24 protein-coding genes are annotated in these 20,237 nt (G+C 68.6%); 10 read left to right on the top strand and 14 right to left on the bottom strand.

Translation table 11 applies throughout. The annotated features are described in order from the left end of the window. Positions 1-2 precede the first annotated feature (2 nt). Positions 3-302, bottom strand: coding sequence for a PepSY domain-containing protein (locus ACFOD4_RS07965; protein WP_379595414.1), 300 nt, complete (start codon positions 300-302; stop codon positions 3-5). On the opposite strand from ACFOD4_RS07965, the gene ACFOD4_RS07960 reads away from it, so the two are divergent. The 3 genes from ACFOD4_RS07960 to ACFOD4_RS07950 are packed head-to-tail and all read left to right on the top strand — an operon-like array spanning position 301 to position 2,716. Then, positions 301-726, top strand: a complete 426-nt coding sequence (locus ACFOD4_RS07960) for a PepSY domain-containing protein (RefSeq protein ID WP_379595413.1) — start codon at positions 301-303, stop codon at positions 724-726. The genes ACFOD4_RS07965 and ACFOD4_RS07960 overlap by 2 nt on opposite strands. 3 nt (positions 727-729) lie before the next feature. Further along, positions 730-1,389, top strand: coding sequence for a response regulator transcription factor (locus ACFOD4_RS07955; protein WP_379595412.1), 660 nt, complete (start codon positions 730-732; stop codon positions 1,387-1,389). After that, positions 1,364-2,716 carry an ATP-binding protein gene (locus tag ACFOD4_RS07950; protein ID WP_379595411.1) on the top strand — a complete coding sequence of 451 codons (1,353 nt, stop codon included), beginning with the start codon at positions 1,364-1,366 and terminating at the stop codon, positions 2,714-2,716. Before ACFOD4_RS07955 ends, ACFOD4_RS07950 begins: the two co-directional genes overlap by 26 nt. A gap of 16 nt (positions 2,717-2,732) precedes the next feature. Here ACFOD4_RS07950 and ACFOD4_RS07945 read toward each other — a convergent pair whose 3' ends face one another. Together ACFOD4_RS07945 and ACFOD4_RS07940 are read right to left on the bottom strand one after the other, a co-directional pair. Further along, a complete protein-coding gene (locus tag ACFOD4_RS07945) occupies positions 2,733-4,613 on the bottom strand; it encodes an AMP-binding protein (protein WP_379595410.1) in 1,881 nt (626 codons plus the stop codon). A 94-nt stretch (positions 4,614-4,707) separates the two neighbouring features. Beyond that, positions 4,708-6,408 carry an MFS transporter gene (locus ACFOD4_RS07940; protein ID WP_379595409.1) on the bottom strand — a complete coding sequence of 567 codons (1,701 nt, stop codon included), beginning with the start codon at positions 6,406-6,408 and terminating at the stop codon, positions 4,708-4,710. A gap of 512 nt (positions 6,409-6,920) precedes the next feature. Here ACFOD4_RS07940 and ACFOD4_RS07935 point away from each other — a divergent pair. Then, a complete protein-coding gene (locus ACFOD4_RS07935; RefSeq protein ID WP_379595408.1) occupies positions 6,921-7,313 on the top strand; it encodes a hypothetical protein in 393 nt (130 codons plus the stop codon). 82 nt (positions 7,314-7,395) lie between these two features. Next, entirely contained in the window at positions 7,396-7,923 is a 528-nt protein-coding gene (locus tag ACFOD4_RS07930) for a MarR family winged helix-turn-helix transcriptional regulator (protein ID WP_379595407.1), read from the top strand. A 2-nt stretch (positions 7,924-7,925) separates the two neighbouring features. Here the strand turns inward: ACFOD4_RS07930 and ACFOD4_RS07925 are convergent, their stop codons facing one another. The 7 genes from ACFOD4_RS07925 to ACFOD4_RS07895 all read right to left on the bottom strand — a co-directional run bounded on the left by ACFOD4_RS07925 (position 7,926) and on the right by ACFOD4_RS07895 (position 12,294). Continuing rightward, positions 7,926-8,330 carry a hypothetical protein gene (locus ACFOD4_RS07925; RefSeq protein WP_379595406.1) on the bottom strand — a complete coding sequence of 135 codons (405 nt, stop codon included), beginning with the start codon at positions 8,328-8,330 and terminating at the stop codon, positions 7,926-7,928. A 6-nt stretch (positions 8,331-8,336) separates the two neighbouring features. Next, positions 8,337-8,603, bottom strand: a complete 267-nt coding sequence (locus tag ACFOD4_RS07920; RefSeq protein ID WP_379595405.1) for a hypothetical protein — start codon at positions 8,601-8,603, stop codon at positions 8,337-8,339. A 40-nt stretch (positions 8,604-8,643) separates the two neighbouring features. Continuing rightward, entirely contained in the window at positions 8,644-8,853 is a 210-nt protein-coding gene (locus ACFOD4_RS07915) for a hypothetical protein (protein WP_379595404.1), read from the bottom strand. Between the two features lie 57 nt (positions 8,854-8,910). After that, positions 8,911-10,638: a sensor histidine kinase gene (locus ACFOD4_RS07910; protein ID WP_379595403.1), complete on the bottom strand. Its 1,728-nt coding sequence runs from the start codon at positions 10,636-10,638 to the stop codon at positions 8,911-8,913. 106 nt (positions 10,639-10,744) lie between these two features. Further along, positions 10,745-10,936, bottom strand: coding sequence for a NepR family anti-sigma factor (locus ACFOD4_RS07905; protein WP_379595402.1), 192 nt, complete (start codon positions 10,934-10,936; stop codon positions 10,745-10,747). A gap of 26 nt (positions 10,937-10,962) precedes the next feature. Next, positions 10,963-11,619, bottom strand: a complete 657-nt coding sequence (locus ACFOD4_RS07900; RefSeq protein ID WP_379595401.1) for a sigma-70 family RNA polymerase sigma factor — start codon at positions 11,617-11,619, stop codon at positions 10,963-10,965. Between the two features lie 159 nt (positions 11,620-11,778). After that, positions 11,779-12,294, bottom strand: coding sequence for a sigma-70 family RNA polymerase sigma factor (locus ACFOD4_RS07895; RefSeq protein WP_379595400.1), 516 nt, complete (start codon positions 12,292-12,294; stop codon positions 11,779-11,781). Positions 12,295-12,389: 95 nt separating this feature from the next. On the opposite strand from ACFOD4_RS07895, the gene ACFOD4_RS07890 reads away from it, so the two are divergent. Then, complete coding sequence (locus ACFOD4_RS07890; RefSeq protein WP_379595399.1) at positions 12,390-13,115, top strand: PhyR family response regulator anti-anti-sigma factor; 726 nt, start codon at positions 12,390-12,392, stop codon at positions 13,113-13,115. Positions 13,116-13,308: 193 nt separating this feature from the next. Beyond that, on the top strand, positions 13,309-13,470 hold the full coding sequence (locus tag ACFOD4_RS07885) for a DUF1328 domain-containing protein (RefSeq protein WP_379595398.1): 162 nt from the start codon (positions 13,309-13,311) through the stop codon (positions 13,468-13,470). 142 nt (positions 13,471-13,612) lie between these two features. On the opposite strand, the gene ACFOD4_RS07880 is transcribed toward ACFOD4_RS07885, so the two are convergent. From ACFOD4_RS07880 to ACFOD4_RS07870, 3 genes are all read right to left on the bottom strand, one after another. Continuing rightward, complete coding sequence (locus tag ACFOD4_RS07880; RefSeq protein ID WP_379595397.1) at positions 13,613-13,975, bottom strand: hypothetical protein; 363 nt, start codon at positions 13,973-13,975, stop codon at positions 13,613-13,615. 115 nt (positions 13,976-14,090) lie between these two features. Beyond that, a complete protein-coding gene (locus ACFOD4_RS07875) occupies positions 14,091-14,696 on the bottom strand; it encodes a DedA family protein (protein WP_379595396.1) in 606 nt (201 codons plus the stop codon). Continuing rightward, the gene (locus ACFOD4_RS07870) at positions 14,693-16,405 is read right to left on the bottom strand and encodes a glycosyltransferase family 39 protein (protein ID WP_379595395.1); all 1,713 of its coding nucleotides are present in this window, start codon (positions 16,403-16,405) and stop codon (positions 14,693-14,695) included. The genes ACFOD4_RS07875 and ACFOD4_RS07870 overlap by 4 nt, the downstream gene beginning before the upstream one ends. Positions 16,406-16,438: 33 nt before the next feature. On the opposite strand from ACFOD4_RS07870, the gene ACFOD4_RS07865 reads away from it, so the two are divergent. The 3 genes from ACFOD4_RS07865 (at position 16,439) to ACFOD4_RS07855 (ending at position 18,896) form a co-directional block, all read left to right on the top strand. Beyond that, positions 16,439-17,050: a chromate transporter gene (locus tag ACFOD4_RS07865; protein WP_379595394.1), complete on the top strand. Its 612-nt coding sequence runs from the start codon at positions 16,439-16,441 to the stop codon at positions 17,048-17,050. Further along, positions 17,050-17,574 (top strand): chromate transporter, encoded by a 525-nt coding sequence (locus ACFOD4_RS07860; protein WP_379595393.1) that lies wholly within the window; start codon positions 17,050-17,052, stop codon positions 17,572-17,574. Before ACFOD4_RS07865 ends, ACFOD4_RS07860 begins: the two co-directional genes overlap by 1 nt. Before the next feature lie 215 nt (positions 17,575-17,789). Then, positions 17,790-18,896 (top strand): THUMP domain-containing class I SAM-dependent RNA methyltransferase, encoded by a 1,107-nt coding sequence (locus ACFOD4_RS07855; protein WP_379596055.1) that lies wholly within the window; start codon positions 17,790-17,792, stop codon positions 18,894-18,896. 12 nt (positions 18,897-18,908) lie between these two features. Here ACFOD4_RS07855 and ACFOD4_RS07850 read toward each other — a convergent pair whose 3' ends face one another. Beyond that, positions 18,909-20,210 carry a PQQ-dependent sugar dehydrogenase gene (locus tag ACFOD4_RS07850; protein WP_379595392.1) on the bottom strand — a complete coding sequence of 434 codons (1,302 nt, stop codon included), beginning with the start codon at positions 20,208-20,210 and terminating at the stop codon, positions 18,909-18,911. Positions 20,211-20,237: the final 27 nt, after the last annotated feature.

Genomic DNA, 20,237 nt, shown 5'->3' with positions numbered 1-20,237 from the left:
GCTCAGCGGCGCGCGGAGTTCTCGCGCGTCACCAGCTCACCCGTTGTGGGGTGCATCTTGAACTTCACGCGCAAGCCGTTGCGGTCGCGGGCCTTGACCTCCCAGCAGCCATCGTCGCGCTCCACCTCTTCCGTGGTGTAGCCGAGCTGCTGGGCGCGGCTGATCACCTGCTCGATGCCCATCCACTGGCTCCGCTCGACCGGTGCGCAGCGCAGGTCATCCGCGCGAGCGGCGCCCGCGGTTGCCACGGAGCCGGCTGCGGCGGCAAGGGCGATAACAGTGGCGATGGCGGTGAGGCGCATGGTGCTCTCCATGAAGCGTTGCGATGCCCCCCCCTTCTGGCATGCCCGCTCCCTTGCCAGCCTGACAGGCTTTGTCAGCGCAATGTCAGCCAGCCGCCGGTATGCTGGTGCCATGATGCCGCCTCGTGCCCTGCTGCTGCTGTTTGCGCTGGCTGCCCCCGCCATGGCGGACGAGCATCCTGTGCCGCGCGGCTGCCGCAACGAGCAGGACTGCGCCCGACAAGCCTTGCAGCGCGGCGAGATCCGGCCGCTGGAGGAAGTGCTGGCCGTGGCGCGCCGCGCCGTGCCCGGCGACATCGTGGGCGTTGAGCTGGATCGCGACGACGGCATGTGGATCTACGAGATCAAGGTGCTGACCGAGCGCGGCCGCCGCCGCGAGATCGAGATCGATGCGCGGACGCTGCGCGTGCTGGAGATTGACTGACCGATGCGCATCCTGGTGGCGGAGGACGAGCCGCACATCGCGCAGGACCTGCGCGACAGCCTGTCGCAGGCCGGCTACGCCGTGGATCTGGCGGGCGATGGCGAGGACGCGCTGTTCCACGCGGAGGTCGAGGCCTACGACGCGCTGGTGCTGGATCTCGGCCTGCCCGGGCTGGATGGGCTGACCTTGTTGAAGCGCCTGCGAGCCGGCGGCTCAGTCCTGCCAGTGCTGATCCTGACGGCGCGCGACGGCTGGCGCGAGAGGGTCGAGGGCATCGATGCCGGTGCCGACGACTACCTGCCCAAGCCCTTCCGCATGGAAGAGTTGCTGGCACGGCTGCGCGCCATCATGCGGCGGGCTGCGGGCCATGCCACCCCGGTGCTCTCCACCGGCGCCCTGGAACTGGACACGCGAAGCCGCACCGTCAGCCTGCATGGGCGCGCGCTGAACCTGACCGCGCTGGAATACAGGCTTCTCGCCTACCTGCTGCACCATCGCGGCCGTGCCGTGCCGGCGGGCGAACTGCTCGATCACCTTTACGACGGCGAGGCCGATCGCGAAACCAACGCTGTGGAAGCGCTGGTGGTGCGGTTGCGGCGCAAGCTCGGCGGTGGGCTTGTCGAAACCCGCCGCGGGCATGGCTATGTCATCGCGATGGATTGAGCGCGGCTCGCTGCGCCTGCGGCTGTCGGTCGCGGCGGCTGGTCTGATCTCGCTGGCGCTGCTGCTGGGTGGGGCAGGGCTTGTGCTGATCGTCGACCGCGTGATGGAGCAGCGCGCGGTGGAGGATCTGGATCGCACGGCGAAGTTCCTCGCGGCGCAGATCGAGCCGCTGCCCGATGGATCGATCCTGCTGCAACAGGAACCGGCCGATCCCCGCCTGACCGTCGCTTATGGCGGGCTGTACTGGCAGATCGGCGGCGCGCCGGGCGTGGTGCTGCGGTCCCGCTCGCTCTGGGACAGCACCCTCGCGGTGCCGCAGATCGCCGGCGAGGCGCGCCATGTGATCAAGCTCGAAGGGCCTGGACAGAGCCGCCTTCTGGGCGTGGCCCGGACCGTGGAGCTCGGCCGGCGCGACACCGAGCGGCGTTTCGACATCGTTGTGGCCATAGACCGGCGCGACATGCAGGCCAGCCGCGTGAGCTTCCTGTCCTTTCTGGTGCCGTCGCTGGCGGCGCTCGGGCTCCTGCTGATCCTCGCCATGGCGGCCTTCGTGCATCGTGCCATGCTGCCCTTCCGGGCCCTGCATGACGGGCTGCGGGATGTGCGCGAGGGCCACCGCGCCACTCTTTCCGGCGAAGTGCCGCGCGAGGTGCGGCCTGTGGTCGATGCGCTGAACCGACTCGTGACGCAGCAGGAGGCGGCGATGGAGCGCGCGCGCATGCAGGCCGGCGACATGGCGCATGGGCTGAAGACGCCGTTGGCGGTTCTCGGCACCCTGGCCCGCCGGCTGCGCGGCTCGGGCGATGCCGCCGCTGCCGACGGGATCGAGGAGCAGGTGCTGGCCATGACGCGGCAGGTGGACCGCGCCCTGGCCCGCGCGCGCGCCAGCGCGACGGGGGGTCTGCGGCGTCGAGGGACCAGGGTGCGTCCCGTGGCGGAAAAGCTTTGCGGCGTGCTGCGCCGGCTGCCGGCGGACCGGACGCTTCATTGGAGCTTGGCCGTGCCCGAGGGCTTCACCTTCGCCGCCGACGAAGGCGACCTGACGGAGATGCTGGGCAACGTGCTCGACAATGCGCGCAAATGGGCGGCGGCCCATGTCCGCCTCGGCGCCGAGGGAGATGCGCTGGTGGTGGAGGATGACGGGCCGGGCATGAGCGCGGCGCAGGCCGAGCATATCGCGCGTGGCCGCCGCTGGGATGAGAGCCGCCCCGGCACCGGCTTCGGCCTCGCCATCACGCGGGACCTGGCCGAGGCCGGAGGCGGTGCCATGCGGCTGGAACGCTCCGCCTTCGGGGGGCTGAAGGTGGTGCTGGTGCCGCCGGGCTGAGGCGGCGGCCGGGCCCTTATCGGCCCAGCACCGCCCCGATCTCCTCCAGGATCATAGGGTCGTCGATGGTGGGCGGCACGGCCGGGCTTTCGCCATCGGCAAGCTTTCTCAGGGTGGCGCGCAGGATCTTGCCGGAGCGTGTCTTGGGCAGGCGTGGCACGACCCGCGCCGTGCGGAAGGCGGCGACCGGACCGATGCGATCCCGCACCAATGCCACCAGTTCGGCCTGCAACTCGCCCTCGTCACGCTCCACACCGGATTTCAGCACCACGAGGCCGAGCGGCACCTGGCCCTTCAACGCGTCCCGGACGCCCACCACCGCGCACTCCGCCACATCCCGGTGGCTGGCGAGAACTTCCTCCATCTGGCCGGTGGAAAGCCGGTGCCCGGCCGTGTTGATGATGTCGTCCGTGCGCGACATCACCCAGACATAACCCTCGGCGTCCACGGTGCCGGCATCGCCGGTGTTGTAGAAGCCTGGAAACGTGTCGAGATAGGCTTGGCAGAAGCGCGCATCGTTGCGGAACAGGGTGGGCGCGCAGCCCGGGGGCAGCGGCAGGCGGATGGCGAGCGTGCCGGTCTCGCCCGGTGCCGCCGGTCGCCCCGCATCGTCCAGCGCCTGCACGTCATAGCCCGGGGCCGGCTTTCCGCCGGAGCCGGGGCGCATGGGGAACAGGCCGGGTCCGCGAAAATTGCCGGTGATGCACCAGCCCGTTTCGGTCTGCCACCAATGGTCGATCACCGGCCGGTCCAGCAGCCTGCCGGCCCACAGCACCGTGTCAGGGTCGCAGCGTTCCCCGGCGAGGAACAGGGCCTCCAGCTTGGAAAGATCGTGGCGGGCCAGAAGCCGTCCTTCTGGGTCTTCCTTCTTGATGGCGCGCAGCGCGGTGGGGGCGGTGAACAGCACCTTGACGCCGTGCTCCGCGCAGACGCGCCAGAAGGCGCCGGCATCCGGCGTGCCGACCGGCTTGCCTTCGTAGACGACGCTGGTGCAGCCGGCGAGCAGGGGGCCGTAGGCGATGTAGGAATGTCCCACCACCCAGCCGACATCGCTGGCAGTCCAGGACACGTCGCCGGCTTCCAGCCCGTAGAGCAGCCGCATGGAGCGGTGCAGCGCCACGGCGTAGCCGCCGGTATCGCGCAGCACGCCCTTGGGCTTGCCGGTGGTGCCGCTGGTGTAGAGGATGTAGAGCGGGTCGGTGGCCGCGACATCGACGCAAGGGTGTGGCGCGGCGGCCTCCATCGCCTGCAGCAGATCCTCGTCGCGCCCGGGCGTCAGATCGCAGCGCCAGGCGTCGCGCTGCAGGATCAGGCACCCATCGGGCTTGTGCGGCGACAGGTCGAGCGCCGCATCCAGCAGCGGCTTGTACTTGACCAGCCGCGAGCCTTCGATGCCGCAGGAGGCGGCGATCACCAGCTTCGGCTCGGCATCGGCGATGCGGGCCGACAGCTCCGCCGCCGCGAAGCCACCGAACACTACGGAATGGACGGCACCGAGCCGCGCGCAGGCCAGCATGGCGACCACCGCCTCGGGCACCATGGGCATGTAGAGGATGACCCGGTCCGCCCTTGCCACGCCACGCTCGGCCAAGGCGCCGGCCAGGCGGGCCACTTGGTCCTGCAACGCGGCGTAAGTGATGGCACGCCGGCTGTCCGTGACGGGGCTGTCCCAGATCAGGGCGGCCTGGGCGCCGCGACCGGCGGCCACATGCCGGTCCACCGCATTGTGGCAGATATTCAGTCGGGCATCGGGGAACCAGCGTCCATAAGGGCCCGATCCGGCATCGAAGATGCGCGTTGGTGGCGTGGACCAGTCGATGCCCCGCGCCGCCTCGCGCCAGTATCCTTCCGGATCGCCGTGCCATTGCGCCATTGTGGCGTCGTAGCCTTGCGGCATGCGGGCCTCCCTGCCTGTTGGTGCTTTCTTGGCCGCCGTTTGGACGGCAAAGGGCCGGGATGGGGTGCTCCCATCCCGGCCCAGAGGTTAGGCGTCAGACGCGGGCGCGCAACGGGTCAGGCTTTTTCCGGGCAGGGTCCGCCACGTCTTCCGCGAAGATGTCGCGGTCCTTGGTTTCCGGCACGAAGAAGGTGCCGATCACCACGGTCGCCAGCGCGATGACCACGGGGTACCAGAGGCCGTAATACACGTCGCCGGTCTGCGCGATCATGGCGAACGAGGTTGCGGGCAGCAGGCCACCGAACCAGCCATTGCCGATATGGTAGGGCAGTGACATGGAGGTGTAGCGGATACGGGTCGGGAACAGCTCCACCAGCGCCGCGGCGATCGGTCCGTAGACCATGGTGACGTAGATCACCAGCAGCGCCAGCACGAGCACCAGCACCCCCGATTGCTCGCGGAAGATGTCGAAGGGATGGGCAAGCCGGACGACCGAAGGGTTCGAGGCCGCCGGGTAGCCCGCCGCCGTCACCGCGGCACCAAGCGCCTGGGCAAAGTTGGGATCATTGGCGTTCAGCGTGGCGGCGTTGTTGATGGACACCTGGGCCACGCTGCCCGCCGGCGCATCCTCCACATGATATTGCACGGACAGGCGCGCCAGCGCCGATTTGGCGATGTCGCAGCTGTTGGTGAAGCGCGCCGTGCCGACAGGGTTGAACTGGAAGGAACAATCCGCGGGATCGGCGCGGACCACCACGGCGATGTTCTGGTGCGCCGCGTGCAGGGCCGGGTTGGCCTCGGCGCTCATCAGCTTGAACAGGGGAAAATAGGTCAGCGCCGCGATGAGGCAACCGCCCAGGATGATCGGCTTGCGGCCAATCTTGTCCGACAGCCAGCCGAAGAAGATGAAGCCGCCTGAGCCCAGCAACAGCCCCCAGGCGATCAGCAGGTTGGCGCTGTAGCTGTCCACCTTCAGCACCGAGCCCAGGAAGAACAGCGCGTAGAACTGGCCCGTGTACCAGACCACCGCCTGCCCGGCGACCAGGCCGAACAGCGCCAGGATTGCCACCTTGGCGTTCTTCCACTGGCCGAAGGCCTCGGTCAGCGGAGCCTTGGAGTGCGTGCCCTCCTCCTTCATTTTCTTGAAGGCCGGGCTTTCCTCCATCTGCATGCGGATCCAGACGGAAATGCCCAGCAGAACGATCGACACCAGGAAGGGGATGCGCCAGCCCCATTCGCGGAAGCCATCGGCGCCGGTCAGGGTCTGGGTGCCGAGAATGACGATCAGCGACAGGAACAGCCCACCCGTCGCCGTGACCTGGATGAAGGAGGTGTAGAAACCACGCCGCCCTTGCGGGGCGTGCTCGGCCACGTAGGTGGCGGCGCCGCCATACTCGCCGCCCAGCGCCAGGCCCTGGAGGCAGCGCAGCACGATCAGGATGATGGGCGCGGCGATGCCGATGCTCTGCGCGGTCGGCAGGATGCCGACGATGAAGGTGGAAGCGCCCATGATCACGATGGTGATCAGGAAGGTGTACTTCCGCCCGACCAGATCGCCCAGCCGGCCGAAGACCAGCGCACCGAAGGGCCGCACCAGGAACCCCGCGGCAAAGGCCAGCAGGGCGAAGATGTTGCGGGTGGTCTCGTCGAAGATGGGCCGCCCATCGGCGCCCAGCACGGTGAAGAACTGCGCCGCGATCACCGTGGCGAGAGACCCGTAGAGATAGAAATCGTACCACTCGAACACGGTGCCGAGGGAGGAGGCGATGATGACTTTCCGTTCCTCCTTCGTCATGGGCCGGTTCGCGGCATTGTTTTTTGGCATGGATGCGGCCATCGGACGAACTGTTCCCCCCGCTCCGGCACGGCCTGCGCCGTTCGCCGGTTCCTGTGTTGACCTGCCGCGTGCTTGGCCACGCGGGTGACGGATGCTGCCGGCGTGCGTTTGTTGGATGTTACGCCGGGTAACAGCACATTATTGATCAGACCTGCTCCGCGCCGCGCAACAGGATTCAGGGTGTTGAGCCGCCATCCAAGCGTGAGCCTGTCGCAATTCCGCGCCATGATCCCGCAGGTCAGGCTGGCAGTGCCTGGATGGTGCGCCAGCGATACCCATATGCGGAAGCGCGGAGGCAACGGTGCCTGGCCGTGGTCGTTGGCACCGTGAGCGGTGCGAAGCCGGTCATGCCTGCGCCAGGCCTGTGGCGTGATGACGAAAATAAGTCGCTGCGACCCTGCCGCGGTGAAAAGCAACTGGCGTCTTCGCGCGGGTGGCGTCAGCATGGAGAGGATAAGGGGGCCTTCTGGATGGACATGCTCCGCGCTCTGGCTGACCACTCGATTCGCCGTGTTCTCGGCGCCATCGGCCTTGGCATTGCGCTTCTGATGGCGGGCCTGGCTGGGCGCCCGCTTCTGGCCTTGCAAAGCGGCGCTTTCGCCATGGCGGCCGTGTGGCTCGGTCTGTGGGGCGCAGCCCTGGGCGCGCCGCACCGCGACCCCCGGCAGAGCTTTGTCTGGCGCCGCCTCGCCGCTACCGCGGGTGAAGGAGCGCGGATGCTGCGCAGCCATGATGGAAGGCGGCAGCTTTCCGCGATCCTGGCGGAGCGCCTGATGTGGCATGCCGACCGCGCTGCCGTTCTGACCGCCGCCCTGGGTCTGATCACCCTGGGTGGCTTTGTGCTCCGTCTGGTGCAGGGCTGAGCTGCGCCGGACCCGGAGGAACTGGGTCTTCCGCGTTTCGTCCATCCGGTTTGGGCAGTTGACGCCCCCGGACGGGAACAGGATGCTGTGGCCGGTTTTCTCACCAGCCGGGGTGCAGCCCATTCAAGCCGAGCCTGACCTGACCCTGCTTGCCGATGCCATCCGGCCCGATGACGGACCGGCCGCGATGCCGATCGGCTACAGCCTGGATCAGTCGGTTGGGCACCTGTTGCGCCGCGCGCACCAGCGCCATGCGGCATTGTTTCAGGACCGGGGGGCGGTGGGAGGTCTGACATCCACCCAGTTCGCCACGCTGCTCAAGCTCGGGGAACTAGGCCAGGCGACGCAAAACGCCCTTGGCCGCGCCGTGGCGCTCGATCCTGCAACCATACAGGGTGTTGTTGCGCGCCTACGCGACCGCGGATTGGTGCAGGCGGCTCGTGACCCGCTGGACCGGCGTACGGTCGTACTGTCCCTGACGCCGGAAGGCGAGACGGTGCTGGCGGAGGCGATGGAGCAGGGTCGGAGAGCCAATGAGCAGTTGCTGGCGCCCCTCGACAGGGAGGAACGGCGCCAGCTGATCGCCCTTTTGCGGCGTCTGCTCGGCTGAGGCTACCGGCGCCGGCGGAACAAGGCCAGCGCGGTGCCCATCAGCGGCGAGCTGATGGCGGCACCCAGAATGGGCAGTACCGAAAGGCTGCTGCGGGCCTGGGTAAATGCGGTGTCGCGCAGCACCCGAGCTTCGATTTCCTGTGGGCCCGGTGTATCGCGCATGGCCAGCAGGCCCAGGATCAGAGCCAACCCAAGATCAACACCGAACAACAGCAATGCCCTGTGAAGCGGCGCCCAATCCGCCAGCCAGATCCATGCCAGCAGATGCGCCATGGCGAGGGTCGCGCAGACAAAGATGGCCGCAATCACCCCGAACGCCACGCGCAGCGCCGTGCGCCTCGCCCGCAGACCGAGGAGAACGCGCTCCGCCTCCAGAGAGGCGGCGGCGAGACGGAACGCGCGCATCTCCGCTTAGCGTCGCAGCAGCTTGGCGAGCAGGAAGCCCACACCCACCGCAACGGCGATGGTGGCGACGGGGCGCTCGCGAATCAGCGACATCGCCTGATCGGCTTCGCGACGGGTCAGGTCGCTGGCCTGATGCGCCAGGCCTTGGGCCCGGCCGGAAGCGCGGCTCATCGCCGGCGCCACCTGTTCGCTCATCAGCGATTCCACCTTGCGGCGCAGATCGGCGATGCGGTCCTCGACCGAGGACATGTCAATGGATGAATAGCGGCTCATGATCGTGTCTTCTCCTCGGTTTTGTTCAGGCCGAGCCGGTTCAGTCCAGCGCGCGGTCAATGCTGCGGCCAGCCTTCTCGACCGGGCCGCGCGGCGGATCAACCGTGTCCCGGATCGCCGAACCGGCGTTGTCCAGGTTCCTGCCCGCGCGTTCAGCCGGGCCTTCGCTGCAAGCAGCCAGTGAGGCGGCCATCAGCAAGGCCGGCAGGGTGGCAGCGAAGAGTTTACGCATACGGCGGATGTCTCCCATTCTCGTCGTGGCGTTCCAACGCGAGGTTAAGCTAGGGGTTTCCCGCCCGATACGGGCTCAGGCAGCAACGCTTCCCAGCACCGGATCGGCTTCGCGCCGACGCAATGGAAAGCGCACCACCAGCTCCGTGCCGTGTTCGTTGCTGATCTCGATATCGCCGCCGAGATGCCCCGCGAAGCCGCGGATGAGCGTCAGCCCGATCCCCTGCGCCGCTTCCTCGTCATCCAGCTTCAGGCCCAATCCGTCATCATGAACCCGCAGCGTCACCTCTTGCCCTTCGCCATCCGCCGCCGGTGCCGCTCGGACGGTGATGCTGACGGTTCCGCTGCGTGCATCGGGAAAGCCGTGCTTGATGGCGTTGGTGACGGTTTCGGTGATCAGCAGCGCAAGGGACACGGCCTGGTCCGTCACGATCTCCAGCTCGTCCGCCTCGATCGCCAGGTGGATGCGTTGCCCCGGCTGCTCGCCAAGCGCGTTGAAGAGCTGCTCGGCCAGCTCCTCCAGGAAGGGACGCAGCGCGATCACTTCGAAGGTCTGGTTGGTGTAGAGGTGGCGGTGCAGCGTCGCCAGCGCCTGCACCCGGTCGCGCGCGGTGGCGAACTCGGCGCGCGCCTTGGCGTCGCGCAGCCGGCCGGCCTGCAGGTTCAGCAGCGAGGCGACGATCTGCAGGTTGTTCTTCACGCGGTGATGGATCTCGGCCATCAGCAGGTCGCGCTGCCGCAGCGTCGCGCGCAGCTCCTCTTCCCGCGCGCCAATGGCGCCGGCCGCCTCGGTCACCGCCTGTTCCAGGGCCCGTACCTCGTCCGGCTCACCGCGCGCCGGCTTGCCGCCGAAGGGCGCGCCAGGGCGCCATTTCCGCACCCGCGCCGCCAGCAGGCGCAACGGACGTGCGATAGCCAGATCGGCTCCCACCACGATCACCACCAGGCAGGCCAGCAGAAACGCTGCCAACTCCAGTGCGCGGCGCAGCAGAACCGTGTTGGCGGCGCGGCGCATCTCCCCGGTCGGCAGCCCTACCAGCAGCCGCAGACCGGGAGCCAGCGGAGCATTCGCATAGGCGAACTCGGCACCGTTCTGCGCCCGGACCTCCAGGGCGTCCGGTGCCTCGGGCATGGTCAGCCGCCGCAGCAATTCAGGCGCGGGCAGCTCGATCGGCCCGGCGGCGGTGAGAGGAAGGGCGGAACCATCCCGATCCAGGAGCCAGACGCGTTGTCTTTGCGCAGAGGCGGTCGCCTGTTGCTCCATACGGACAAAGTGATCCAGCAGAAGACTGCCGGCGACCACGCCCTCCGGCTTGCCGTCACGCATCACGGGCACCGCGCCGATAATCACCGGCGGTGTTGCGGAACCCCGTCGGAACGGCGTGAGCGTGAACTTGCTTTGCCGCATCACGGTCTGGAAATACGGTTCGTTTGCCAGAAGAACGCCGCGGCCATAAGCAGGTGGCCCGGTATCGCCAGCCAGCGGTGCGCCGAGCCTGGCGCCGCAGCGGACGCGCCCTTCGGCATCCAGCACCCAGAAGTCATGGTACCGGGTGGGATAAAGTGCGACCACGGAGCGCAGCAACGCCTCACAGGCGGCCGGCGAGGCATCAAGCATGCGGCTGTCGCGTGCCAAGCCTTCCAGGGTCTGCTGTAATGTCCCGATGGCGGTGCCATGCCGTGCTGCGGCGACGTCGCTCAGGATTCCGGCCGTTCGGCGACCGGCTGCCAGTTCGGCCTCGTAGCTGAGGACGGCATTGGCACCGGCAATGCCGACCACGGGGACGCTCGCGACAAGCAGCAACAGGAGCATCCGTCCCCGGACGCTCCGCAACAGATTTCCACCTCGTAGCAGGGGCCGCGGCGCCGGCTTGCCAAGCCGGACCGCCTCGGACGTCACAGAACCAGAATCACGGGTCTTGATCCCGGTTCCTGTCCTGGTCGATCAGTCGCAGCAGCTCATCCGGAATGGGCTCCTGAGCGACGTCGTCATACATCGCGTGCAGGCCGCGCTGGAGCCATTCGTCGAAGGCGGCATCGGGGGTGCGCTTGCGCGCCCGCCCCGACCCTGGATGGCTGGCCTGCATGGCCTGTTCCGCCATCATGCGCTTATCCTCAGCCTCGTCCATTAGCTCCCCGGATGCGATGCCCGCATCTCGGCAGCATCACCCGCAGAGCGATCGGTCCGCACCTTACCAGCGCGGCGGGAAGCTTCGCCAGGCTGCGGCTTGGCGTTGGAGCGATTGGTCCGACGCGAGGTCTGCTCCTCGCCGGTCAGCCAGGCTTCCAGCTGGCGGCGGGCGCGGAACACGCGGCACTTGGCAGTGCCCACGGCGCAGTTCATCACCTCTGCCGCTTCCTCGTAGGACATGCCCTGCACGGTCACCAGCATCAGGGCGGTGCGATGATCGGGCGGCAGGTCGGTCAGGCGGCGGCGCAGCTCGCGAAGCGCGAGGCTGTCCTCCTGGGCGGCGGGACGGGCGAGGGCTTCCGCAGGCGCGCTGTCGATGTCGCAATTGTCGCGCTTGCGACGAATGTCGGACAGGAAGCGGTTGCGCAGGATGCGAAACATCCAGGCGCCGAAGTTGGTGCCCGGAGTGAAGCTATGCTGGGCCGCCAGGGCATTGCTGACCGCGGCCTGCACCAGATCATCGGCATCGGCACGGTTGCGCGTCATCGACACAGCCTGAACGCGCAGACGGGGCAGCAGGGCGACCAGCTGGTCGTGGAAGCTCGGGAGAGATGCGTCAGGAACTGCCGGGGCCGTCTTGGTGATGCTGTTCATGGTGCTCTTCTCGCTTTTCATACCCGACCAATGAACGGGCGCAGAAACCGGTTGCATTCTAGATATGCAAAAAAAGCAGTGCAGCATCGCTCTATATGCATGAAACCGTGGCTGCGTCAGGAACATTTCGCCGCTCGAATTCGCAATGCGCGCATCCCCTTACGACATGTCCGATCGCTCCGCTTCTGCCGGCATATCGCCCACCTGCCGGGCCAGCGCGGCGCGTGCACGGGCAACGCGTGCCTTCATCGTGCCCACGGGCACGTTGCACACCTGGGCGGCCTCCTCATGTGATAGGCCATGAGCACCGACCAGGATCAGCGCCTCCCGTTGGGCAAGTGGCAGATGGGCCAGGGCGCGAGCCAGGTCGGAAACCGCGTGGCGGGCCTCCTGCGCCGCGGGTGGGGCCGTATCGGGAAGGGGCATCTGCTCCATGGCGCGACGCTCGGTGCCGCGCCGGCGCATGGTTTCCAGGAACACGTTGCGGAGGATGCGGAACATCCAGGCCCGCAAGCTGGCTTCCGGGTCGGGCCCCGCCGCGCCTTCAGGGCCTCGCTCAGGGTCCCACTGGGCTTCGGCGCGAAGCGCGCGCACAATCGCTTCCTGCACGAGGTCATCTGCCGCCGCCGTGTCACGCGCCAGGAAGCGGGCGAAGGCGCGCAGGTCCGGCAGCATTCTCGCCAGACCGCTCCGGAGCGGATCGCTTTGCCTAGACACTACCACCTGCCAGCATGCTTGCTGGAACCAAGGACCGAGACGAGGGCCATGATATGAATTCCGCTACCCAGGCCGAATTGCTGCGCAGCCTGCCGCCCGCCCGTCGCTATGCCCGTGCGCTGACCGGCAGCCAGCGGGCCGGGGACGCGCTGGTGGCCGATGCGCTGCGCGCCGGCCTGCCGGCCCTGCCTCCGCGCCTGGCCCTCTACGCGGGGGTGACCCGCCTGGCGCCGGCGCCTGCTGTGCCATCCACCGGTGCCGTGCTGCCTCCCCGGCACCGCCAGCTCCTGCTGCTGACCGCGCTGGAGGAACTCAGCATCGCCGACGCCGCCACCGTCACCGGCGTGCCTGCCGACATCGCCGGCGAGGAGCTGACGGCGGCGCGGCAGACGCTGCGCAACGCTGCCGCCGCCGACATCCTGGTGATCGAGGACGAGCCGATCATTGCCATGGATGTGCGCCAGCTGGTCGAGGATTGCGGCCACCGCGTGGTTGGGGTCGCTGCCACGGAGGCGCAGGCGGTGAAGCTGGCGCAGGAGCGGAACCCAGGGCTGATCCTGGCCGACGTCAACCTTGGCTCCGGCGGAGACGGGATCAACGCGGTGAACCGCATCCAGCAGGAGCTGAAGGTGCCGGTGATCTTTGTCACCGCCTATCCGGAGCGGCTGTTGACGGCTGAGCAGGTCGAGCCTGCCTTCGTCATCTCCAAACCGTTCGAGCCGCTGGCCCTGGCCATTGCCACCTATCAGGCCGTGGCCTCGACGGTTCCGATCGGCTGAAACCTGTGGCTGAAACGCGGCGTTGCTTGGGCACCGCCGGCAGGGGCGACTTCCGCCGGTCCGATCCAGGGAGGCCGTTCCTTGAAACCATCGCATCCAGGGACGTGCGGCTCCGGCCGGGCCAGTCAGGGGCGCCCGGCGTGACCGGCGCGCGCCGGCCTCCGGCCTCCCACCAGCCCAAGGATGAGCTTCGATGCTGTACTGGACCCTGATCTTCCTCGTTGTGGCCCTTGTTGCCGGCGTGCTCGGCTTTTCCGGTATCGCCTCCGCGGCGAGCGGCATCGCCAAGATCCTGTTCGTCATCTTCCTCGTGCTGTTCCTGATCTCGCTGATCGCCGGCCGAGGCTGGGCCTGACACCAGGCTGGACGGGAAAGGCGGTCCGGACCGCCTGTCCATCGTTCCGTGCGGTTGATCGCCAAAGGGGCGGGGGGATGATGGTCCCCCCGCCCCTGATCTGTTTACCCGGTCTTGGTAGGTCGTGCTGCCGCCTTCTCGTTCAGCGGCGATTGTTCGTCGGGTAGGCGCCGGACGTATTGGAGTCGGTGGCGCGGTCATAGGCACGGGTCGCGGCGGTGCCGGGCGGGTTGCCGGGCATGCCGTCGCGCTGCGTGGGGTAAGCGCCGGAGGTATTGGTGCCGGCAGCGCGGTCAAGCGCACGGGTCGTCTCGGTGCCGGCCGGGTTGGCGCGGGTGCCATCCGACTGGGCCGGATAGGCGCCGGAGGTGTTGGTGCCGGCGGCGCGGTCAACCGCGCGGGTCGCGCCGGTGTTCGAATCGACCGACTTGGCGCTGTCGCAGGCGGCAAGCCCGAGAAGCGCGCCCGAAACTGCGATGGCCGCAATGATCTCGCGTGGACGCATGTGTTGGCACTCCTTTCGTGGCGGCACCCGCGTCGGGCGCCCGTGCCGCCTGAAGCGGCGGTCTTGCGGTGAAACGTCGCGCTCGCGCCGCGGTTGCCGAAGTGCGGCCTTCGCCTCAGCCGCGCGCCGAATGGCGTGTCCGCCACAAATGCCAGAGGTATGCGCCGACGACCCCGGCCACGACCACGTAGGAGGCCGGCTCGATGAAGGCCTCGACCTGGCGATACTGCTCGCGCAGCAGGAAGCCCGCGCCGGTCAACACCGCGACCCAGAGCAGTCCACCCGCCAGTGTCCAGAGATAGAAGACCCTGCGGGGAATGTGCGCCAATCCCGCGGGAATGGAGATCAGGGTGCGGATCGCCGGCAGCATGCGGCCAAAGAAAAGTGCTACCGGGCCATGGCGACGCAGCGTGGCCTCGGCCTTGTCCATGTCCTCGGCCGAAACACCAAACCAGCGTCCGTGCCGGGCCACCAGCGGGCGGATGCGACGGCTGCCGATGGCGCGGCTGACCTCGTACCAGACCGCATTGCCCAGCAGCGATCCCGTCGTGCCAGCCAGAATGGCTGCAACCAGGCCCATGCGCCCTTCTGCGGCGGCAAAGCCGGCAAGTGGCATGATCAGCTCGGAAGGGATCGGCGGAAAAAGGTTTTCCAGAAACATCAGCAGGGCGACACCGAGCGGCCCTGCTTCCCCCACGGTGTTGGTGATCCATTCGATCATCCGGGGATCCCCTGGAACAGATGCAAGCGGATGCGCCGCCCGCGCGTGTAGTTGTAGCCATCGACGGTGCCGTCCTCGCGCACCGAAAGCCCGGCCGCGGCGGTGGCGGCGCGGAAGGCGGCCATGTCGCGGTCGCCGATCGCCACCACCCGGCCAGGTGCCGCGGCCATGAAGCGAGCCGCCGCTTCCCCATCCCTCAACAGGATGGTGTCGGCGCCAGTTGCGAAGACCAGTGACGGTTCGTGATAGCCGACAATGCCGAAGGCACCTTGCACCTCGCCCGCGGGCGCGGCCCGCGCCATCATCTCCGCCAAGCGTGGTCCGATCCAAGGCGCCTGCAGCCTCGGCAGGGTGCCGCCCAGCACGGCGGCGTAGAGTGGGATGGCCAGAAGCGCGCCGGCCAGCGCGGCCATGGCCGGGCCTCCTCCGTCCTGCGGGCGCAGGCTCCGCCACACTCCCCATACCAGCAGCACCGCCGCGGGCAGGGCCAGCACCGCCAGCGGGTCCATCCGGTGGTCGGCGATCCAGGGCAGAACGGGCGCGGCGAAGCCGAGCGCCAGCGCCACCAGGGCAAACAGCCCGAAGCCGATCCCCGCCAGCCAGCGCGGCGTCGGCTTGCGCAACGGATCCATCGCCCATGCGGCACCCAGCAGCATCAGGGCCGGAAACACCGGCAAGGTGTAGTGCGGCAGCTTGGTCGCCACAGCCTCGAACATCAGCCAGGACGGCGCGATCCAGGCGAGCAGGAAGCGCGTGGAAGGATTCATACGGTCGCGCCAGGCCGAGGGCAGGGCGCGAAGAACCAGAAAGGCAGCGGGAAAGGCACTGATCAGGAAGGTCAGTAGGTAGTAGCCGGGTGGGCCGCCATGCGCCTCCTCGCCCGAGCCCACCTTGCTCAGCATGTCGCCGCCCAGCGCCTCGGAGAAGAAGCGCCCCTCGGTGGCAAGGCCGATGGCAACCAGCCAGGGCACCGCCATGCCGAGCATCAGAGGCACGCCCCAGGCAGCACGTAGTGGCCGGAGCCAGGCGGCGCCACGCTCCGACTTCCAGTCCGCGGCGACGAGGGTAATGCCCGCAAGCAGCGCCACCATCGGCCCGATCGGCCCCTTCAACAGGATCGACAGCCCCAGGATCGCCCAGAATGCCGCTGCCTGCCGGGCAGAAAAGGTGGCGGGCGCCAGATAGGCGCGCCCGAGCAGCCCCATGGCTGCGGCAACGGTGGCCAGCAGCGCGGCATCGGTCTTGGCGATATGCGTTTCCACCACCAGCACCATCGATGAGGCCAGCATGGCGGCCGCCAGAAACGCGGCGCGCCGGCCAACCAGCGCCCGCCCCCAATGGAAAGTCGCGAGCACCGCCAGCCAGGCACCGATCAGGGATGGCAGCCGGTAGGGCCAGATCTGCCCGCGATGGCCGACATGCAGCGCTTCCGCCGCGTGAACGGAAGCCGCCTGCGCCCAGTGGATGCCAACTGGCTTCTTGTTGCGCTCCTCCTCGCCGAAGCGGATGCGGACATAGTCGCCGCTATCCACCATCTGCCGGCTGGCCTGGGCGAAGCGGCTCTCGTCGCGGTCGCCCGGCGGCAGGGTGAAGAAGCCCGGCAGCCAGAGCAGCAGGCAGAGCAGGGTCAGCACGAGGCGCGGCCACCGCATTTCCGGCAGCCGGTCCAGGATGTCGCGGGGGGGCCGGGCCCCAAGGGGAAACGCCATGGTGCCTGGGGCTGTAGAGCCTTTTCGCGCGCCATGTATAGCATCAAACGGCAGGGCTTCGGGGAGGAAGGCGGAATGGCGGAACAGGCGGTGGCGCCGCTGCCTTCGCTGGTGCAGATCTTTCTGGCTTTCACCAAGGTGGGCCTCACCAGCTTCGGCGGCGGGCTTTCGGGCTGGATGATGCGGGAATTCGTTCAGAACCGCCGCTGGCTGACGGAAGGGGAGTTCCTGGACGGGCTCTCCCTCTGCCAGGCCTTGCCGGGTGTGAACGTGGTGAACCTGTCGATCTGGATCGGCTATCGGCTGCGGGGCGGGCGTGGCGCGCTGGCCGGGGCGGCGGGCATGGTGGTGCCGTCGCTGATCCTGGCCGTGGCGGTGGTGGCCCTGGCCGGAAAGGCGGTGCAGGGCCCGACGGCGCATTGGCTGTTGGCGGGGGTGGCCGCGGCGGCGCTTGGGCTGTCCTTGCAGATGGGGCTGCGCGCCGCCTGGCGGGTGGCGAAGCGCGGCGTGGCGCCAACCGTGATCTTTGCCGCCACGTTTCTGGCGCTCTTCGCTCTGCGCCTACCGTTGCTGTGGGTGGTGGGCGTGATGGCACCGATGGGTATCGCCCAGGCGGCCTGGTCGCTAAAGCGGAAGGGCCGCTGATGGAACATCCGTTCTGGCGTATCCTGCTGGTTTTCCTGCCGCTGTCCTTTCTGACGGTGGGTGGCGGGCAGAGCATCGTGTCCGACGTGCACCGGCAGGCCGTCGAGGTGCAGGGCTGGATGAGCGATGCGCGCTTCCTGGAGCTTTTCGCCATTTCGCGCCTGACGCCGGGTCCGGGGGCTCTGCTCTCGCCCATGGTGGCATTCGATGCGATGGGGGTGTGGGGGGCGGTTCTGGCGGCGCTCGCCATCTTCACCCCTTCCTCCTTTCTGGTCTGGGGCTTGGCGGGGCTTTGGCGGCGAACACAGGGCGCCCCATGGCAAAAGGCGGTGGAACGGGGGCTGGCGCCGGTGGCGGCCGGGATGATTCTGGCGGCTGGCGCCACGCTGCTCAGCGTGGCCGAAGGTGGCTGGCTGGCCTGGACGGTGGCTGGCACGTCGACCCTGCTGCTGATGACGACGCGGGCCAGCCCCTTCCTCCTGCTGCCGGCCGGGGCGTTGCTGTTCTGGGCGGTGTTCCGGTAGCTGCGTTTCCGTGGGTATCGTGGCTCAGGGGTGTGCCGAAAGAGGCACCTCTGCCGGGAATCAGGAGGCGGCGCCCCGCAGTTCCGCTTCCGAGGAAGACCGGCGTGTTCGCTCGTGCCGCCATGGCCGCTCCCATGGCGGGGTGCTAGGACCGCTTGGTGCCCCAAGCCTCTCCCCCCGAGCCCGCGCTCTCTTCCGGACCTTCGCCCGCGGCCGTGAAGGATTTCGAGATTTTCCTTGCAGCGCTGCCGGGGCTGGAAGCTGTGCTGTGCGACGAGGTCCGCAACAAGGGCTTCAAGCAGCCAAAGGCGGTGGCCGGAGGCGTTGTCACGCGGGGCGGCTGGCCGGAGGTGTGGCGGGCTAATCTCTGGGTGCGCGGGGCAGGGCGCGTGCTGGCGCGCATTGATGCGTTCCGGGTGACACATCTGGCGCAACTCGATGCCCGTGCACGCCGCGTGCCTTGGGGCGGCGTGCTGCGCCCGGATGTTCCGTTCCGTGTCGAGGCCAGTTGCGCCAAGTCGCGCATCTACCATTCCGGCGCCGCCGCCGAGCGGATCGAAACCGCCATCCGCGAAGCCCTCGGCGCACCCGCCTCGGCGGAAGCCGCCGTCACGGTGATGGCACGGATCGACCATGACCTTTGCACGATCAGCATCGACACCTCGGGCGAGCTGCTGCACCGGCGCGGCCACAAGGAGGCGGTGAACGCCGCACCGCTGCGCGAAACCATGGCCTCGCTGTTTCTGCGGCAATGCGGCTTCGATGGGCAGGAGCCGGTGCTGGACCCGATGTGCGGCTCCGGCACCTTTGTGATCGAGGCGGCCGAGATCGCGGCGCGGCTCAATCCCGGCCGATCCCGCAGCTTCGCCTTTGAGACGCTGGCGAGCTTTGATGCCGAGGCCTGGTCGCGCATGCGGGCGGTGAAAAGCCAGCGCGAGCCCGCCTTCCGCTTCGCTGGCAGCGACCGGGATGCGGGCGCCGTGGCCATGAGCCGCGCCAATGCCGAGCGTGCCGGCGTCGGCGCCTTCACCGATTTCCAACAGGCGGCGATCAGCGAAATCGTACCGCCGCAAGGGCCTCCGGGATTGGTGATCGTCAACCCGCCCTATGGCACGCGCATCGGCGACAAGGCGAGGCTGGCGGCGCTTTACCGCACGCTCGGCCAAGTGCTTCGGCAGCGCTTCAGCGGCTGGAGGGTAGGCCTTGTCACCACCGAACCCGCCCTGGCCCGCGCCACCGGCCTGCCCTTCCTGCCCACCGGGGCGCCTGTGCCGCATGGCGGGCTGCGCGTCACCCTGTTCCGGACCGCGGCGCTGCCCTGACGCGGCAGCGACTCAGGCGCCCGTCACACGCCAGATCACGTCGCCCACATCGTCGGCCATGAGCACCGCGCCATCCGGACCCAGGGTGACGCCCACCGGGCGGCCAAAGGAAACCTTCTCGTCCGGCGCCAGGAAGCCAGACAGGATGTCGCGTCCCGGGCCGCTGGGCTTGCCATCGGCGAACGGGATGAAGACCAGCTTGTAGCCGCTCAGCGTGCTGCGGTTCCACGATCCGTGCTGGCCGATGGCCATGCCGTCCGGGAAACCCGGCAGGGTGCCGGCCGGCAGCCAGCACAGGCCGAGCGAGGCGGTGTGGCCGCCCAGAGCGTAATCCGGCGTGATGGCGCTGGCGACCAGCGCCGGGTCCTGCGGCACCCGGTCATCGACGATGCGGTCCCAGTAGCAATAGGGCCAGCCATAAAAGCCGCCATCCCGCACCGAGGTCAGGTAGTCGGGCGGGGTTTCGTCGCCCAGCCCGTCGCGCTCGTTGACCACGGTCCAGAGGGCGCCCGTGACCGGCTCCCACGCCATGCCCACGGCGTTGCGCAGGCCGCTGGCGAAGATGCGGGCTCGGCCGGCGGCGATGTCGTATTCCCAGATGGCGGCGCGGCCTTCCTCAACCTCCATGCCGTGGTCGGCGATGTTGCTGAGCGAACCGACGCCGGCATAGAGCTTTGTCTGGTCCGGGCTCACCAGCAGGCTGCGCGTCCAATGGCCGCCGGGCTTGAACTCCACCAGCTTACGGCCCGGCGCAGTGATGCGCGTGGCGCCTGGCTCGTAGGGAAAGGCCACGATGCCGTCGGTGTTGCCGACATAGAAGGTGTCGCCGACCAGGGCCATGCCGAAGGGCTGGTTCAGCCCTTCCATGAAGGTTTCGCGGATCTCGGCCACGCCATCGCCATCGGCGTCGCGCAGCAGGGTGATGCGGTTGGCGCTGACACCCATGGCGGCGGCGCGCTTCATGGTGGCAACCTGGGCGTAGTCGAAGAGCGAGCGGGCCTTGCGCTCCACGCTGGAGGCTTCGGCGATCAGCACGTCGCCATTGGGCAGCACATAGATCCAGCGTGGATGATCGAGCCCAGTTGCAAAGGCATTGACCTTGAGCCCGGCCGCGGCGGCGGGAAGTTGCCCTTCTGCCCAGCCTTGGGCGGTGGGCATCTTCAGAGTCGGGATGCTACCCTGCGGCTTGGCCTCTGGGATGGCGGGCGCGGCTCCCCAGGCTGGCTGGTGCGTGCCCTGCGTCATGCGCCGGACCTGCACCGCGCCGGCACCCACCACGGCCACCACGCGCGCAAAAACATCGGAAAAGCTCAAAACGGGTCTCCCGTTGGACGCGCTCAC

The organism is Teichococcus globiformis (assembly GCF_042646265.1).
Classification (GTDB): Bacteria; Pseudomonadota; Alphaproteobacteria; order Acetobacterales; family Acetobacteraceae; genus Pseudoroseomonas; species Pseudoroseomonas globiformis.
This window is presented reverse-complemented; position numbering and strand designations above follow the sequence as displayed.